Here is a 16,164-nt window from a genome sequence, read left to right as displayed (position 1 = left end):
GGCCCGGTACAAGTCAATGCCTGATGACCATAGCAAGTTGGTCCCACCCCTTCCCATCCCGAACAGGACCGTGAAACAACTTTGCGCCGATGATAGTGCTGCAACCAGTGTGAAAGTAGGTTATCGTCAGGCTAGTTATATAGTAGTGTTAAAAATCCCCCTCAGCCTGAACGCGCTCAAGATCGCGTTCAGTGCCGAGGGGGATTTTTTTCGTCTGTACATTTAATATATTCAGGCGTAAAAAAGCGCACCGAAGTGCGCTTTTGTTTCTTCAAGCTGCTATCAGAAGTGGTAAGCCACTTTGACGTCGAAGAAGTTGATGCCGGTGTTAGGCTTGCGGTAGCCGCCGTTCGAGAAGTGCTCGACCTTGGCGCCGATTTCCCACTTGTTGTCGAATACATAGCCGACGCCGACGTGGTCGCCGAACTGGAACAGGGTCGACAGACGGTAGGTATCGTTGTTATACAGATTCGACAAGCGGTGCACGCCGATGCCGCCTTCGTAGTAAATACCCTTCTTGCTCACGTTTTCCCAACGGAACACTGGATCCAGGCCAATGTCCCACAGGTCTCTATGGGCGCCGGAAACGTTTTTGTACTGCTTTTCTTGCCAGGTACCGGCCGTCAAATCCCAGTAGCCGTTCAGGTGCGTGCCATTGGACTCGAACCAATGCACATTCCAGTCTTTCTGGATGCTCAGGCGCTCCATGCGCACTTTTGCCGAGGTGGCGTAGTCGACCGACATGGAATCGATCAGCTGGTCAGCAGCAAAGGCCGACTGAGCGACCATGATGGCGGCAGCCGCCACCAGTAATTTCTTAGCGAACATATTTCTCTTTCTCTGTAAAAACGGTATATCGACGTATACGCATGCCCGCAATTGTACCGGTGTTCTGAATTTCCTTCCGGCGACGCTGATATTGTTACAATCTGTATAAGAGGACATTTTCGAGGATTTTAGGGGGCCATTGTCTATGCGAATCAGCTTTCTTGGTATCGGTCTGATGGGTGAACCCATGGTGCGCCGTCTGTTGCAAGCTGGCTACACTGTGACGGTCTGGAATCGCAGCCCCGCCAAAGCCGCCGCCCTGGCGGAGGCCGGCGCGCGGCCGGCGGCCACGCTGGCGGACGCGGTAGGCGGCGCCGAGCTCGTTATCTCGATGCTGGCGACGGGGCCTGTCGTCGCCGAAGTGCTGACGGCGGCCTTGCCGGCGTTGCGCAGCGGCGTATTGTGGGTGGACATGAGCTCCACCAAACAAGCGGAGGCGCAGCAATTCCACGCGCAGTTGCGGGACCGTGGCATGCACTTCATGGATGCGCCCGTCTCAGGCGGTGTGGGTGGCGCCCAGGCCGGTTCGCTGGCCATCATGGCCGGAGGCAGCGGGGCCGATTATGCGCGCGCCCAGGCCGTTCTGGCGGCGATGGGGCGTCCCACGCTGGTTGGGCCGGCCGGTAGCGGCCAGGTCGCCAAATTATGCAATCAGCTGATTGTCGGCGCGACCTTGCATGTGGTGGCCGAAGCATTGCTGCTGGCGCAGGCGGCCGGAGCCGATCCGGCGGCCGTGCGCGCGGCGATACGCGGCGGCTACGCCGACAGCACGATATTGGAAATTCACGGCCAGCGCATGCTGGAGCGTAATTTCGTTGCCGGGGGCCAGGTGAAAACGCAGCTCAAGGACATGCACAACATCCTCCATGCGGCCCGGGCCGCCGGTCTGGCCTTGCCGCTGACGCAGCTGGTCGCCGAGCGCTACCAGGCGATCGCGGCGGATTATCCCCAGGCCGACCATTCCGCCGCGCTGCTGGCCCTGGAGCAATTGAATCCCGGCCAGCGCCTGGGCAGCGGGCCGGACCGCCTGGCTTGATGCCGGCCTTGCGGCTCAGCGCGCCAGCGGCAGACTCATTTCCGCCAGGCGCACCCAGAAGCTGGCACCGATGGGCAGCAGATTGTCGTTGAAGTCGTAGCTGCCGTTGTGCAGCACGCAAGGGCCGAGGCCGTGGCCGCCATCGCGGTGATCGCCTTCGCCATTGCCGATGAACACATAGCAGCCCGGCTTGGCCTGCAGGAAGAAGGCGAAGTCTTCCGCGCCCATGGTGGGCTCGTCATGGGCGTCGACGCGCTCGGCGCCGACCACCGCCTTCATCACCTCGACCGCGAACGCCGTTTCCTTGGGATGGTTGACCAGCGGCGGATAGTTGCGCTTGAACGCGAAATCGACTTCCGCGCCGAAGCCGGCCGCCGTGTGCACGGCGATTTCGCGCATGCGGTGCTCGATCAAATCGAGCACCGGCGTCGTGAAGGTGCGCACGGTGCCGACCAGCCGGGCCTCGTCCGGTATCACATTGGTGGCGCTGCCGGCATGGATCTGGGTGATCGACAGCACGGCCGTGTCGAGCGGACTCTTTTCGCGGGTGATGATGGTTTGCCAGCTTTGCGCGATCTGCACGGCGATCATCACCGGGTCGATGCCCTTGTGCGGTTGCGCCGCGTGGGCGCCCTTGCCTTTGACGGTCACGTGGAATTCATTGCTCGACGCCATCATCGGCCCCGGCACCACCGACAGGGTGCCGGTCGGCGCGCCCGGCCAGTTGTGCATGCCGTAAATCGCATCCATCGGACAACGCTCGAACAAGCCGTCGGCGATCATGCGTTTGGCGCCGGCGCCGCCTTCCTCGGCCGGCTGGAACACCAGGTAGACCGTGCCGTCGAAATCGCGGTGCTGGGCCAGATGGTGGGCCGCGCCCAGCAACATGGCCGTGTGGCCGTCGTGGCCGCAAGCGTGCATCTTGCCGGGATGGCGCGAGGCGTGGGCGAAGGTGTTGACCTCCTGCATGGGCAGCGCATCCATGTCGGCGCGCAAGCCGATGGCGCGCTCCGACGTGCCGCCCTTGATGATGCCGACCACGCCCGTCAGGCCCAGGCCGCGGATCACGGGGATGCCCCATTCCGTCAATTTGGCGGCGACGATGTCGGAGGTGCGCTGTTCTTCATAGCACAGCTCGGGATGGGCGTGCAGGTCGCGCCGGATTTGCTGTAGTTCGGATTGAAACGCAATGATGGGATCGACTAGTTTCATCTGGGTCTCCGATATTTTGTCGTGCGCCGCCGCCCACCCTGGTGCGGTGGAAAACGGGCACCTGAACAAGCATTGTAGCCCGTGTTCGGTGGGGAAATCCAGCCTGCCGGCCACTACCGCATCGCCTGCCATGGAATCGTTTACGATAACGGTTTGCACGGTATTTTTCTGGACGATTTGATGACAACGAAACAAGTACGCGCCGTCTGCCCGCACGACTGCCCCGACACCTGCGCCTTGCTGGTCACGGTCGAAGACGGCGTGGCCACCGCGGTCAAGGGCGACCCCGACCATCCCACCACGGCCGGCGTGCTGTGCACCAAAGTGTCGCGTTACACCGAGCGCACCTATCACGCCGACCGCCTGCTCCATCCCTTGCGCCGCGTCGGCAACAAGGGCGAAGGCAAATTCGAGCGCATCAGCTGGGACCAAGCCCTGGACACCATCGCGGCGCGCCTGGCGCCCATCGTGGCGCGCGCGCCGGAAGCGATTTTGCCTTACAGCTACTGCGGCACCATGGGCCTGTTGCAGGGCGAAGCCATGTCTTCACGGTTTTTCCACAAGATAGGCGCCTCCCTGCTCGACCGCACCATTTGCGCGATGGCCGGTTTTACCGGTTATAAATACACGATAGGCGGCGCGATCGGCACCGATCTGGAACAGTTCCAGAACGCCAAACTGATCCTGATCTGGGGCGGCAACCCGGTCGCGTCCAATCTGCATTTCTGGACCCGCGCGCAGGAAGCCAAGCGCCGCGGCGCCAGGTTGATCGCCATCGATCCCTACCGCTCGCTGACGGCCGAGAAATGCCACCAGCAAATCGCGTTGCTGCCCGGCACCGATTCGGCGCTGGCCCTGGGCCTGATGCACGTGCTGATCGCCGAAGACTTGCTCGACCATGATTACATCGCGCAACACACGCTGGGCTTCGAGCAGCTCAAGCAGCGCGCCGCCGCATGGACGCCGCAACGCACGGCCGACACCTGCGGCATCAGCGTGGCCGAAGTGGTCGAGCTGGCGCGGCTTTACGGCGGCATGGCCAAGGCCGGCGAGCCGGTCGCCATCCGCACCAATTACGGCGTGCAGCGCGTGCGCGGCGGCGGCATGGCGGTACGCAATATGGCTTGCCTGCCGGCGCTGGTCGGCGCCTGGCGCCACGCGGCCGGCGGCATCCAGCTGTCGTCCTCGGGTTCCTTCCCGACCAACAAGGCCGCCTTGCAGCGGCCGGACTTGCTGCAGGGCCAGCCGCGCACCATCAATATGAGCACCATCGGCGACGATTTGCTGCGCCCCGCATCGCCGGAGTTCGGCCCGCAAGTGGAAGCCGTGATCGTCTACAATTCCAACCCGGTCGCCGTCGCGCCCGATTCCACCAAAGTCGCGGCCGGCTTCGCGCGCGAAGATTTGTTCACCGTGGTGCTCGAGCATTTCCAGACCGACACCGTCGACTACGCCGACATCGTGCTGCCGGCGACGACGCAACTGGAACACATCGACGCCCACACCGCCTACGGCCACCTGTACATGATGGCGAACAACGCGGCGATCGCGCCCATGGGCGAGGCCAAGGCCAACACGGAAATCTTCCGCCTGATCGCCGCGCGCATGGGCTATGACGATCCCTGCTTCAAGGAAAGCGATGACGAGCTGGCGGCCCAAGCCTTCCACGCCAAGGACGTGCGCGCCGTCAATTTCGACTGGGATGCGCTCAAGCAAAAAGGCTGGCAAAAGCTGAACGTGCCCGATGCGCCGTTCGCCCAGGGCGGCTTCCCCACGCCGTCCGGAAAGTGCGAGTTTTACTCGGCGCGGATGCTGGCCGACGGCCTCGATCCCTTGCCCGACTATATCGCGCCCTATGAATCACCGGCCAGCAATCCGGCATTGGCGGCGAAGTATCCGCTGGCCATGATTTCCCCGCCGGCGCGCAATTTTCTCAACTCCACCTTCGTCAACGTCAAGAGCTTGCGCGCCGGCGAGACCGAGCCCTACCTGGACATGCATCCCGACGATTGCACGGCGCGCGGCATCAACGACGGCGAAATGGTACGCATCTTCAACGATAGGGGGTCCTTCGTCGCCAAGGCCCGCGTCACGACCAAGGCCCGGCCGGGCCTGGTGGTGGGCTTGTCCGTGTGGTGGAAGAAAATGGCCAGCGACGGCAAGAACGTCAATGAAGTGACGAGCCAGCGCCTGACCGATATGGGCCGTGCGCCAACTTTTTACGATACACTGGTACAGGTCGAAAGAGCCGCCGCGTGAGAGTCTTATATGCGCAATTTTGTCAGCCCCATCATTCGTGCCCGGTATTGGCTGGCGGCGGGCGGTATCGCGCTCATCCTGGCCGGCTGCGCGCAGCTCCAGTATTACTTCCAGGCGGCCCAGGGCCAGTACGCGCTGTGGTCGGACGCCCGCCCCATCGATGACTGGCTGGGCGACCCGGCCACCGACCCCGTGCTCAAGGCGCGGCTGGAAAAAGCGCTGCTGATACGGCGCTTCGCGGTGCGCCAGCTGGGCCTGCCAGACAACGCCAGCTATAAAAACTACGCCGCCCTGTCGCGCCCCTTCGTGCTGTGGAATGTGGTGGCGACGCCGGAACTGTCGCTGCGGCCGATACAGTGGTGCTTCCCGATCGCCGGCTGCGTCAGCTACCGCGGCTATTACAGCAAGCAAGATGCGATGGCCTACGCCGCCGAGCTGCGCGCCGAAGGCGACGACGTCCAGGTCGGCGGCGTGCCGGCCTATTCGACGCTGGGCTGGTTCAGCGATCCGCTGTTGTCGACCTTCATCAACTATTCCGATGCCGAACTGGCGCGCATGGTCTTCCATGAACTGGCGCACCAGGTGGTCTACGTGGCCGGCGATTCCCAGTTCAACGAAGCCTTCGCCACCTCGGTCGAGGAGGCCGGCGTCCACCTGTGGCTGGACATGTACGGCAGCGACGCCATGCGCGCCGATTACACGCGCTACAGCGTGCGCCGGCAAGACTTTCTGGCCCTGCTGGTCAAGCAACGCAAGCTGCTGGCCGCCAACTATGCGCGCAAGGCCAGCGACAAGCACAAGCGCGAGGAAAAGGCCCGCATCTTCATCGCCCTGAAGGCGGACTATGTGAAATTGAAGGAGAGCTGGGGCGGTTACGCCGGCTACGACCGCTGGTTCGCCGAGCCGCTGACCAATGCGCACCTCGCTTCGGTGGCTACCTATAATGATTTCCTGCCCGGCTTCCGCACCCTGCTGGAACGGGAGAAAACCTTTCCGCGCTTCTATGCCGCGGTGCGCAGGCTGGCGGCCGAGCCCACATCCGAACGGGAAGCGACGCTGGTGCAACTGGGCCAGCCCGTGTCGGTGAATACGGCGGCGACGGTGGCGATCAAGCCGGAGGCGGCGCCGGCCGCCCAGTGATGTTGCGGCGCGGCGCGGCCGACAAATGGAAGAGGTGTTCGAAAACGCTAAAACCGTTTGCATCCTGAGGCCGAGTCCGCTAGCATCGTATTCATATTTGCGCACGAGCGTACTATTTTCACGGTATTTTTCGCTGTAGCAAGAAAAAAACGGGCCGGCACTGTGCGCCGAGCACCAAACGTTGTTAATAATTACGAGACGAGGCACAGGATGGAAAAAATCTGGTTGAAGTCGTATCCCCCCGGCGTCCCTGCGGAAATTGATCCTGATCAATATCAATCGTTGGTGGAGCTGCTGGAAGCATCGTTTCACAAGTTTGCGGACCGTCAGGCCTACGTCTGCATGGATAAATTCCTCAGCTATGCCGAACTCGACGCCTACTCCCGGCGCCTCGGGGCCTGGTTGCAGGGCCGTGGCTTGAAGCAAGGCGCGCGCGTGGCCATCATGATGCCCAATGTGCTGCAATATCCGGTCGCCATCGCCGCCATCTTGCGGGCCGGCTATACCGTGGTCAACATCAATCCCCTGTACACGCCGCGCGAGCTCGAGCATCAGCTGATCGATTCCGGCGCCACCGCCATCATCATCCTGGAAAACTTCGCGACCACGCTCGAGCAGGTGCTGGGCCGCACGCCGGTCAAGCACATCGTCGTCGCCAGCATGGGCGAGATGCTGGGCGGCGCCAAGGGCATGCTGGTCAATTTCGTGGTGCGCAACGTCAAGAAAATGGTGCCGCCGTTTTCGCTGCCGAACGCGGTCCGCTTCAAGGAGGCGCTGGCGACGGGCGGCAATATGCGGCTGACCCCGGTCGATTTGCAGCCCAACGATCCCGCTTTCCTGCAATACACGGGCGGCACCACGGGCGTTTCCAAGGGCGCCGTGCTGACGCACCGTAACATCGTCGCCAATTTGATCCAGACCGAGGCGTGGGCCCGGCCGGCCCTGCAAAACGAGCCGGACAGCGAGGCGCTGACCATCGTCTGCGCCTTGCCGCTGTATCACATCTTCGCGCTGACGGCCTGCGCCATGTGGGGCATGCGCATGGGCGCGCTCAACGTGCTGATCCCGAATCCGCGCGATATCGGCGGCTTCATCAAGGAACTCGCCAAGTACAAATTCAATATGCTGCCGGCGGTCAACACCCTGTACAACGCGCTGCTGAACCATCCGGAATTCGCCAAGCTGGACTTTTCCGGCCTTAAAATGGCCAACGGCGGCGGCATGGCCGTGCAGCAAACCGTCAACGACAAGTGGCTCAAGCTGACCGGCATCGCCATCATCGAAGGGTATGGCTTGTCCGAAACGTCGCCCACGGCCACCTGCAACCGCGCCGACAGCACCAGTTTTTCCGGCACCATAGGCTTGCCGCTGCCGTCGACCGAGATCGCGATCCTGGACGACGACGGCCGGCCGGTGCCGCCGGGCACGCCCGGCGAGATCGCCATCCGCGGCCCGCAAGTGATGGCCGGCTATTGGAACCGTCCGGACGAGACCGCCAAGGTGATGACGCCGGACGGCTATTTCAAATCGGGCGACATCGGCGTGATCGATGAGCACGGCTACGTCAAGATCGTGGACCGCAAGAAAGATATGATACTGGTCTCGGGCTTCAATGTGTATCCGAACGAGCTCGAAGGCGTGATCGCGGCCCATCCGGGCGTGCTCGAATGCGCTTGCATCGGCGTGCCGGACGAGCATTCGGGCGAAGCGGTTAAAGTGTTTGTGGTGCGCAAGGATGCTAATCTGACGGCCGAACAGCTGATGGCGTATTGCAAGGAACAGCTGACCGGCTATAAAAAGCCGAAATACATCGAGTTCCGCGAGGAACTGCCCAAGACCAACGTCGGGAAAATCCTGCGCCGGGTGTTGCGCGACGAGCGGCCGGCGCACAGGAAAGCGGCGTAAGCGCCACGATGGACCAGGTCCAACCGCCTGCCGGCCAGGCGGTTTTTTTATGTAGGACGAGCAACCCTGCGGCACGGCTCAGGCCCGCGCCGCCCCATGAAAGATGAGGCAAGAGATGGACAAAGTTTGGCTGAAGTCGTACCCCGAGGGCGTGCCGGCGGAAATCGACAGCACGCAATACCGTTCGATCACACATCTGTTTGAAGAGGCGTTCCGCAAGTTTGCCGACCGCAACGCCTATGTGTGCATGGACAAGTTCCTCACGTTCGGCGAGCTGGACCGTATGTCGCAGAACATGGGCGCCTGGCTGCAAAGCAAGGGCCTCAAGCCGGGCGCGCGCATCGCCATCATGTTGCCCAACGTGCTGCAATATCCGGTGGCCATGGTCGCCGCGTTGCGCGCCGGCTACATCGTCGTCAACGTCAACCCGCTGTACACGCCGCGCGAATTGCAGCACCAGCTGATCGATTCCGGCGCCGAAGCCATCATCGTGCTGGAAAACTTCGCCACCACGGTCGAGCAGGTGCTGGTCCACACCCAGGTCAAGCACGTGATCGTCGCCACCATGGGCGATATGTTGGGCGGCCTGAAGGGCATGATCGTCAACCTGGTGGTGCGCAAGGTCAAGAAGCTGGTGCCGGCGTTTTCGCTGCCCGGTTCCATCACCTTCAATAAAATGATGCGCGAGGCCGCGCACCTGAGCTTGCAGCCGGCCAAGCAGGGGCACGACGATATCGCCTTCCTGCAATACACGGGCGGCACCACCGGCGTGTCCAAGGGCGCCGTGCTGCTGCACCGTAACATCATCGCCAACGTGCTGCAAAACGAGGCCTGGCTGCAAATGCCGACCCAGGGCGAGCAAATCGTCTTCGTGTGCGCGCTGCCGCTGTACCACATCTATTCGCTGACGGTCAGCGCCTTCATGGGCATGCGCATGGGCGGCCTGAACCTGCTGATTCCGAATCCTCGCGACATCGCCGGCTTCGTCAAGGAACTGGCCAAGTACCGCGTCGCGGTGTTCCCGGCCGTGAACACGCTGTACAACGCGCTGCTCAACAACGCCGAGTTCGCCAAGCTCGACTTTTCCAGCTACAAGATTTGCAATGGCGGCGGCATGGCCGTGCAACAGGTCGTGGCCGACCGCTGGCTCAAGCTGACGGGCACGCCCATCATCGAAGGCTACGGCTTGTCGGAAACGTCGCCGGTGGCCACCGCCAACCGCGTCGACATCAAGGAATTCACCGGCACCATCGGCCTGCCGATTCCGTCGACCGAGATCCAGATCCTGGACGACGACGGCGTCGCGCTGCCCTACGGCCAGCCGGGCGAGATCGCCATCCGCGGCCCGCAGGTGATGGCCGGCTACTGGCAGCGCGACGACGAGACCGCCAAGTCGATGACGGTCGATGGCTTTTTCAAGACCGGCGACGTCGGCATCATGGACGAGCGCGGCTACACCCGCATCGTCGACCGCAAGAAGGACATGATTATCGTCTCCGGCTTCAACGTCTACCCGAACGAAGTCGAAGGCGTGATCGCCGGCCATCCGGGCGTGCTGGAAGTGGCGTGCATCGGCGTGCCGGACAAGAATTCCGGCGAGGCCGTCAAGCTGTTCGTGGTGCGCAAGGATCCGAATTTGACGGCCGAGATGCTGCTCGATTTTTGCAAGCACGAGCTGACGGCTTATAAAAAGCCGAAGTACATCGAGTTCCGCGACGAGCTGCCGAAGACCAACGTCGGCAAGATCCTGCGGCGCCAGCTGCGCGATGAAAAGAAGGCCGCGTAAAGCGGCCTCCGTATCGTATCAGTGATGGCCGGCCGGCGCGGTGTTCGCCGCCGCTTCACGTTCGAGGTCAGACTGGACGGCCGGCTCGCCATGGCGACCCAGCCGTCTTGCATTCATGGCCGCCGCCAGACGCTGGCGGATTTCGTGGTCATGGTCGACATAGCCTTCCTTGTTGGCGCGCCGCGCGCAGCCGGCCAGATAGGCGTCGTCGAGCGCTTGCAGGCGTTCGAATTCATCAAGCGACAGCATGACCACGGTTTCGTGCCGCGGCTTTTCTATGACTACCGACTGCGTCAGCGCCAGATGAACCAACTCATCGAGCCTCTGTGCGACGGTATCGCTGCTCACTCTTAGCATGGCATCCTCCTGAACAAAATGCTGTAGGCAGTATAGGTCGCGCCGGCGTCAATTCAAGTGCCGGCGTTGGCGCGGGTCCTTAGGCGATGCCCGGCCGGCCATCGCGCACGACGAAACTGGCCAGCGTGGACAGCGCCGACGCCGGATCGTGGACGTCGTCCAGCGCCTGGAACAGCGTCGTCGTTGCTTGCGGCGTGATAGTGAGCAGCATGAAGCCGCGCCTGTCGCTGCGGCCGAATTTGATGTGCGGATTCATCGCCACCAATTGCGCCGTGCGCTCCTGCGGCCGCGAGGTCGACGTGATCGAGGTGCCGCAAAATTCCGTCGCGATCACCGGATTGCGCGCGGCGTCGAAGCGCAGCGCGTCGCGGTGCAGCTCGGCCGCGTAAAAGGTGTGGACGTCGCCGCCGATGACCAGCGGGTTGGCGGCGCCGCTGTCGTGCAGGGCGTCGAGCAGGTGCTGGCGCGCCATCGGATAACCATCCCAGCCATCGGTCCAGTAGCGGCCATCGTCGGCGCGCAGCACCGGCACCTGGCTGTCGGGCGCCATCAGCGTCTGCTGGGTCAGGATATTCCAGCGCGCCCGGGACGTCTGCAAACCCTGCGCCAACCACTGCTGCTGCGCCGCGCCCAGCATGGTGCGGCGCTCGTCGAGCAGGGCCGGACAGTCGCGCAGATAGACCGAGCTGGAACCGCCGCGTCCCGCGGGCTGGCAGGCGTGATAGGCGCGGTACTGGCGGTCGTCGAGCACGTGGAAGCGCGCCAGCCGCCCCCAGTCGTAGCGCTGATACATGCGCAGGTGCGCGAAGTCGCCGCTGGCCGGCGGCGCCACGCGCAGCGGCATGTGCTCGTAAAAGGCCTGGTACGCCGCCGCGCGCCGCTCAATGAAATGCGGGTCGAGCCGCTCATCGCGGTCGTCGGCGTAATCGTTGGCCACTTCATGATCGTCCCACGTCACGATCCACGGCGCCGCATGGTGCGCGGCCTGCAAATCGGGATCGCTTTTATATTGCGCATAGCGGGCCCGGTACTCGGCCAGCGTAAAGCTCTCCGCCGTGCGCACCGCCAGGCCCGGATGGCGCAGCTGGTACGGTCCCCACTCGTAAATATAATCGCCGACGAAGGCCACCAGGTCCGGCGCCGCCGCCGCGATGTGGCGGTGCGCGGCGTAGCTGCCGAACTCCCAGTGCTGGCAGGAGCCGACGGCCAGCGTCAGCGCCGCCGGCAGCGCGTCCGGCGCCGGCGCGGTGCGGGTGCGGCCGACCGCGCTGACGGCCGCGCCCAGCATGAAGCGGTACCAGTACCAGCGCGCCGGCGCCAGGCCGGTGACGTCGACATGCACGCTGTGCGCCAGCGCCGGCGTGGCGCTGGCCGTGCCGCTCGCGACGACGCTGCGGAAGCCCTCATCTTCCGCCACCTCCCAGCGCACCGGGTAGGCCAGCGGCGCGGTCGCGGCGGCGTTGAGCGGATCGTGCAGGATGCGGGTCCAGATCACCACCGCGTCCGGCAGCGGCGAACCCGATGCGACGCCGAGGCTGAACGGATAGGCGCCGTTGCCGATGGCGTCGCGCGCGGCGGCCGCCGGCCAGGGCAGGGCCAGGTCGGCCAGGGTGGCCAACGACGCGGCGCGGCCGGCCTTGAGCAGGAAGACGCGGCGCCGGCTGTCCATGTATCAGCGGCCGCTTTCGTTCAAGAGATCAGCGTTTCAATCGGCGGCACCGGACGTGGCTTGCGATTGGAATCGGTGGCGACATAAGTGAGCGTGGCCTCGGTGACCTTGACGGTGCAGGTCTGCAGCCGGTTACGCTCGGCGTAGACCTCGACGTTGACGGTGATGGAGGTGGTGCCGACCCGGACGACGTCGGCATAGAACGACAAGATGTCGCCGACGAACACGGGATGCTTGAACACGAAGGAGTTCACCGAAATCGTCGCGACGCGGCCGTTGGCGCGGCGCGTGGCCGGCAGCGAACCGGCGATGTCGACCTGCGCCATGATCCAGCCGCCGAACACGTCGCCGTAGATGTTGGCGTCGGACGGCGCCGGCGCCATGCGCAGCTCCGGCATTTTCCCCGGCGGCAGGCCGATGTTGGCGTTGGCGGGAGGGGCGGTTTTATCGGGCGTGGACGGCGTGGTCATGTGAATTCTCGTGAAGGGCTACAATTGGACAGATTGAACCATAAAAAGCAGACCTCCGCCATGCGCCGTTACCCTCCCGCTTCGACTTCCGCCGCCTCGTCGGCCGCCACCTCCGCCACCGCCGCCGCCAAACCCGCGCGCAGCGATTTGAGCACCTTGCAAACCTTGCTGCCTTATCTATGGGTCTACAAATGGCGCGTGCTGGCGGCCATGGTCTGCCTGATCGGCGCCAAGGCCGCCAACATCGGCGTGCCGGTGGTGATGAAAAAACTGATCGACCAGGTCAGCTACAAGCCTGACGATCCGCATGCGCTGCTGATCCTGCCGCTGGCCGCGCTGGTCACCTACGGCCTGCTGCGACTGTCGATGACGGTCTTCACGGAGCTGCGCGAATTCCTGTTCGCGCGCGTCACGCAGCGCGCCGTGCGCACCATCGCGCTCAAGGTGTTCCGCCACCTGCACGCGCTGTCGTTGCGCTTCCACCTGAACCGCCAAACCGGCGGCATGACGCGCGACATCGAGCGCGGCACGCGCGGCGTCGGCTCGCTCATTTCGTACACGCTGTTTAATATCTTGCCGACGCTGGTCGAGATCACGCTGGTGCTGGCCTACCTCGTCACCCACTACGACATCTGGTTCTCCGTCATCACGGCCGTCGCGCTGTTCCTGTACATTTCGTTCACCATCACCGTCACCAACTGGCGCACGCACTTCCGCCGCACCATGAACGAACTCGATTCCAAGGCCAATACCAAGGCCATCGACTCGCTGATCAACTACGAGACCGTCAAATACTTCGGCAACGAAGAATACGAGGCGCAGCGCTACGACGAAGGCCTGCAGAGTTTCGAGACCGCCGCCGTCAAGTCGCAGACCTCGCTGTCGCTGCTCAACACCGGCCAGTCGCTCATCATCGCCACCGCCGTCACGCTGATCTTGTGGCGCGCCACGCAGGGCGTGATCGACCACAAGATGACGCTGGGCGATCTGGTGCTGGTCAATTCCTTCATGCTGCAGCTGTACGTGCCGCTCAACTTCCTCGGCGTGATCTACCGCGAGATCACGCAAAGCCTGGCCGACATCGAAAAACTGTTCGCGCTGCTGGACCAGAACCGCGAAGTGGCCGACGCACCGGACGCCCAGCCGCTGGCCACCTACGGCGGCGCGCAGGTGCGCTTCCAGCACGTCCAGTTCAGCTACGAGGCCAAGCGCCAGATCCTGTTCGACGTCGACTTCACCATCGCCGCCGGCACCACGACGGCGGTGGTGGGCCACAGCGGTTCGGGCAAGTCGACGCTATCGCGGCTGCTGTACCGCTTCTACGAAGTGAACGCCGGCGCCATCACCATCGACGGCCAGGACCTGCGCGCGGTCACGCAGGATTCGCTGCGCCACGCGATCGGCATCGTGCCGCAGGATACGGTGCTGTTCAACGACACCATCGAGTACAACATCGCCTACGGCAAACCCGGTTCGAGCAAGGACGACATCATCGCCGCGGCCAAGGCGGCGTCCATCCACGACTTCATCGAGAGCCTGCCCGACGGTTACGGCTCCATGGTCGGCGAGCGCGGTCTGAAGCTGTCCGGTGGCGAGAAGCAGCGCGTCGCCATCGCCCGCACCCTGCTGAAAAATCCGGCCATCCTGATCTTCGACGAAGCCACGTCGGCGCTCGATTCGCGCGCCGAGCAGGCGATCCAGGCGCAGCTCAAGGAAATCGCCAAGAGCCGCACCACGCTGGTCATCGCCCACCGCTTGTCGACGGTGGCCGACGCCCAGCAGATCCTGGTGCTCGACCACGGCCGCATCGTCGAACGCGGCACGCACCAGTCCTTGCTGGCGCTGGACGGCATGTACGCGCAGATGTGGCAGCGGCAGCAGGCCCGCGCCGACGAGGAGCAGGCCGCGTCCGACGCCGGCGCCGAGGTGGCCGACGCGGCGCAATAAGCCGAGCCGGGGGCGCCAACCGCGCGGACGTAAAAAAGGCTGCCGTGGCAGCCTTTTTGTTGATACGGTTTATACGATTTATATGGTTTATACCATTGATGCCGTCAGGCGGCGCGCGCCAGGTCCCGCTCGGCCGGGTTGCTCAACTCGCCCTCCCACTTGGCCACCACCGCCGTCGCGATGGCGTTGCCGATCACATTGGTGGCCGAACGCGCCATGTCGAGGAAGTGGTCGATCCCGATCAGCAGCACCAGGCCGGCCTCCGGAATGTGGAACTGGCCCAGCGTGGCGGCGATCACCACCAGCGACGCGCGCGGCACGCCGGCCATGCCCTTGGAGGTCAGCATCAGCACCATCATCATCGTCATCTGCTGGCCCAGCGTCATCTCGATGCCGTAGGCCTGCGCGATGAAGACGGTGCCGAAGGTGCAGTACATCATCGAGCCGTCCAGGTTGAAGGAGTAACCGATGGGCAGCACGAAGGCGGCGATGCGGCTGCGCACGCCGAAGCGCTCCAGGCCCTCCAGCGTTTTCGGGAAGGCCGCCTCGCTCGACGCGGTGGAGAAGGCCAGCAGCGCCGGTCCCCGCATCTCGGCCATCAGCGTGAACACGCGCGGGCCGAGGAACAGGAAGCCGATCACGATCAGCAGTGCCCACAGCAGCGCGATGCCGAAGTAGAATTCGGCCATGAACACGCCATAGGTTTGCAGCACACCGAGGCCGCTCTTGCCGATCACGCCGGCCACCGCCGCGAACACGGCGAAGGGCGCGAACTGCATCACGTAGCCGGTCACCTTCAGCATCACATTGGCCACGCTTTCGAGCACGGCCACCAGCGGTTCGGCCTTGGCGCCGATGGCGGCGGCGGCCGAGCCGAAGAACAGCGAGAAGACGACGATCTGCAAAATCTCGTTCTTGCTCATGCCTTCGACGATGGAGGCCGGCACCAGGTGGGTGATGAATTCCTTGAGCGACAGGCCGCTGGCCGTCAGGTCGGTCGGCGCGATGGCGGCCGACAGGTGGCCGACCAGGGCGTCGCCCGGGCGCATCAGATTCACCAGCACCAGGCCCAGCGTCAGCGACATCAGCGACGCCAGGAAGAACCAGCCCAGCGTCTTGATGCCGATGCGTCCCACTTCGCTGGCGTCGCCCATCTTGGCGATGCCCACCACCAGCGTCGAAAACACCAGCGGCGCGATGATCATTTTAATCAGGCGCAGGAACAGCGTCGTCACCAGCGACATCGTGTCGGCGAAACCGGCGGGGTCGTTCAGGTTGGCGTTGGCCAGATAGCCGGCGAAGATGCCGAGCGCCAGCGCGATCAGGATGTAGGTGGTGAGTTTGCTGCGACCGCCGCTGCTGCTTTGTTGTTTCATATTCTGATTCCTGTGGTAGTGTCTCGCTGGACGTCGGCGGCGCGGAAGCGGCCAGCCGGCGCGCATTATCGGGCAAAATAGTGTCTCGCGCTCGGTATGGCGGGTCTGAGCATCGGCAGGCGGTTGTTAAATCGGCCATCATACTGATGAAACTATGAGCAAGTTCCGCAGTATCCTTG

General features: G+C 63.7%; 12 protein-coding genes and 1 rRNA gene. 7 read left to right on the top strand and 6 right to left on the bottom strand.

The window, feature by feature from the left end:
* Window positions 1-19: 19 nt before the first annotated feature.
* Window positions 20-132, top strand: a 5S ribosomal RNA gene (gene rrf / locus Q0S71_RS24600).
* Window positions 133-282: 150 nt separating this feature from the next.
* On the opposite strand, the gene Q0S71_RS24595 is transcribed toward rrf, so the two are convergent.
* Window positions 283-828, bottom strand: a complete 546-nt coding sequence (locus tag Q0S71_RS24595) for an acyloxyacyl hydrolase (RefSeq protein WP_296001568.1) — start codon at window positions 826-828, stop codon at window positions 283-285.
* A gap of 145 nt (window positions 829-973) precedes the next feature.
* On the opposite strand from Q0S71_RS24595, the gene Q0S71_RS24590 reads away from it, so the two are divergent.
* Window positions 974-1,864 (top strand): NAD(P)-dependent oxidoreductase, encoded by an 891-nt coding sequence (locus Q0S71_RS24590; protein ID WP_296001566.1) that lies wholly within the window; start codon window positions 974-976, stop codon window positions 1,862-1,864.
* A 15-nt stretch (window positions 1,865-1,879) separates the two neighbouring features.
* Here Q0S71_RS24590 and Q0S71_RS24585 read toward each other — a convergent pair whose 3' ends face one another.
* Window positions 1,880-3,076 (bottom strand): M20 aminoacylase family protein, encoded by a 1,197-nt coding sequence (locus tag Q0S71_RS24585; RefSeq protein ID WP_296001564.1) that lies wholly within the window; start codon window positions 3,074-3,076, stop codon window positions 1,880-1,882.
* Window positions 3,077-3,256: 180 nt separating this feature from the next.
* On the opposite strand from Q0S71_RS24585, the gene Q0S71_RS24580 reads away from it, so the two are divergent.
* From Q0S71_RS24580 to Q0S71_RS24565, 4 genes are all read left to right on the top strand, one after another.
* A complete protein-coding gene (locus tag Q0S71_RS24580; RefSeq protein ID WP_296001562.1) occupies window positions 3,257-5,335 on the top strand; it encodes a molybdopterin oxidoreductase family protein in 2,079 nt (692 codons plus the stop codon).
* A 9-nt stretch (window positions 5,336-5,344) separates the two neighbouring features.
* Window positions 5,345-6,475 carry an aminopeptidase gene (locus Q0S71_RS24575; RefSeq protein WP_296001560.1) on the top strand — a complete coding sequence of 377 codons (1,131 nt, stop codon included), beginning with the start codon at window positions 5,345-5,347 and terminating at the stop codon, window positions 6,473-6,475.
* A 210-nt stretch (window positions 6,476-6,685) separates the two neighbouring features.
* Complete coding sequence (locus tag Q0S71_RS24570; RefSeq protein WP_296001558.1) at window positions 6,686-8,380, top strand: long-chain fatty acid--CoA ligase; 1,695 nt, start codon at window positions 6,686-6,688, stop codon at window positions 8,378-8,380.
* Window positions 8,381-8,495: 115 nt separating this feature from the next.
* The gene (locus Q0S71_RS24565; RefSeq protein ID WP_296001555.1) at window positions 8,496-10,166 is read left to right on the top strand and encodes a long-chain-fatty-acid--CoA ligase; all 1,671 of its coding nucleotides are present in this window, start codon (window positions 8,496-8,498) and stop codon (window positions 10,164-10,166) included.
* An 18-nt stretch (window positions 10,167-10,184) separates the two neighbouring features.
* On the opposite strand, the gene Q0S71_RS24560 is transcribed toward Q0S71_RS24565, so the two are convergent.
* The 3 genes from Q0S71_RS24560 to Q0S71_RS24550 all read right to left on the bottom strand — a co-directional run bounded on the left by Q0S71_RS24560 (window position 10,185) and on the right by Q0S71_RS24550 (window position 12,662).
* Window positions 10,185-10,523, bottom strand: coding sequence for a hypothetical protein (locus Q0S71_RS24560; RefSeq protein ID WP_296001554.1), 339 nt, complete (start codon window positions 10,521-10,523; stop codon window positions 10,185-10,187).
* Window positions 10,524-10,602: 79 nt separating this feature from the next.
* Entirely contained in the window at window positions 10,603-12,192 is a 1,590-nt protein-coding gene (locus Q0S71_RS24555; RefSeq protein ID WP_296001551.1) for an alkaline phosphatase D family protein, read from the bottom strand.
* A gap of 20 nt (window positions 12,193-12,212) precedes the next feature.
* The gene (locus Q0S71_RS24550) at window positions 12,213-12,662 is read right to left on the bottom strand and encodes an acyl-CoA thioesterase (protein WP_296001550.1); all 450 of its coding nucleotides are present in this window, start codon (window positions 12,660-12,662) and stop codon (window positions 12,213-12,215) included.
* Between the two features lie 60 nt (window positions 12,663-12,722).
* On the opposite strand from Q0S71_RS24550, the gene Q0S71_RS24545 reads away from it, so the two are divergent.
* The gene (locus Q0S71_RS24545; RefSeq protein ID WP_296001548.1) at window positions 12,723-14,609 is read left to right on the top strand and encodes an ABC transporter ATP-binding protein/permease; all 1,887 of its coding nucleotides are present in this window, start codon (window positions 12,723-12,725) and stop codon (window positions 14,607-14,609) included.
* Between the two features lie 104 nt (window positions 14,610-14,713).
* Here the strand turns inward: Q0S71_RS24545 and Q0S71_RS24540 are convergent, their stop codons facing one another.
* Window positions 14,714-15,985 (bottom strand): dicarboxylate/amino acid:cation symporter, encoded by a 1,272-nt coding sequence (locus tag Q0S71_RS24540; RefSeq protein WP_296001546.1) that lies wholly within the window; start codon window positions 15,983-15,985, stop codon window positions 14,714-14,716.
* Window positions 15,986-16,164 lie beyond the last annotated feature (179 nt).

This window comes from Rugamonas sp., from assembly GCF_025354735.1.
Lineage (GTDB): Bacteria > Pseudomonadota > Gammaproteobacteria > Burkholderiales > Burkholderiaceae_D > Rugamonas.
This window is presented reverse-complemented; position numbering and strand designations above follow the sequence as displayed.

Bases quoted from the DNA above. Each gene is read 5' to 3' on its own strand.
- Q0S71_RS24595 (WP_296001568.1), bottom strand. From the start codon at position 828: ATGTTCGCTAAGAAATTACTGGTGGCGGCTGCCGCCATCATGGTCGCT.
- Q0S71_RS24590 (WP_296001566.1), top strand. From the start codon at position 974: ATGCGAATCAGCTTTCTTGGTATCGGTCTGATGGGTGAACCCATGGTG.
- Q0S71_RS24585 (WP_296001564.1), bottom strand. From the start codon at position 3,076: ATGAAACTAGTCGATCCCATCATTGCGTTTCAATCCGAACTACAGCAA.
- Q0S71_RS24580 (WP_296001562.1), top strand. From the start codon at position 3,257: ATGACAACGAAACAAGTACGCGCCGTCTGCCCGCACGACTGCCCCGAC.
- Q0S71_RS24575 (WP_296001560.1), top strand. From the start codon at position 5,345: ATGCGCAATTTTGTCAGCCCCATCATTCGTGCCCGGTATTGGCTGGCG.
- Q0S71_RS24570 (WP_296001558.1), top strand. From the start codon at position 6,686: ATGGAAAAAATCTGGTTGAAGTCGTATCCCCCCGGCGTCCCTGCGGAA.
- Q0S71_RS24565 (WP_296001555.1), top strand. From the start codon at position 8,496: ATGGACAAAGTTTGGCTGAAGTCGTACCCCGAGGGCGTGCCGGCGGAA.
- Q0S71_RS24560 (WP_296001554.1), bottom strand. From the start codon at position 10,523: ATGCTAAGAGTGAGCAGCGATACCGTCGCACAGAGGCTCGATGAGTTG.
- Q0S71_RS24555 (WP_296001551.1), bottom strand. From the start codon at position 12,192: ATGGACAGCCGGCGCCGCGTCTTCCTGCTCAAGGCCGGCCGCGCCGCG.
- Q0S71_RS24550 (WP_296001550.1), bottom strand. From the start codon at position 12,662: ATGACCACGCCGTCCACGCCCGATAAAACCGCCCCTCCCGCCAACGCC.
- Q0S71_RS24545 (WP_296001548.1), top strand. From the start codon at position 12,723: ATGCGCCGTTACCCTCCCGCTTCGACTTCCGCCGCCTCGTCGGCCGCC.
- Q0S71_RS24540 (WP_296001546.1), bottom strand. From the start codon at position 15,985: ATGAAACAACAAAGCAGCAGCGGCGGTCGCAGCAAACTCACCACCTAC.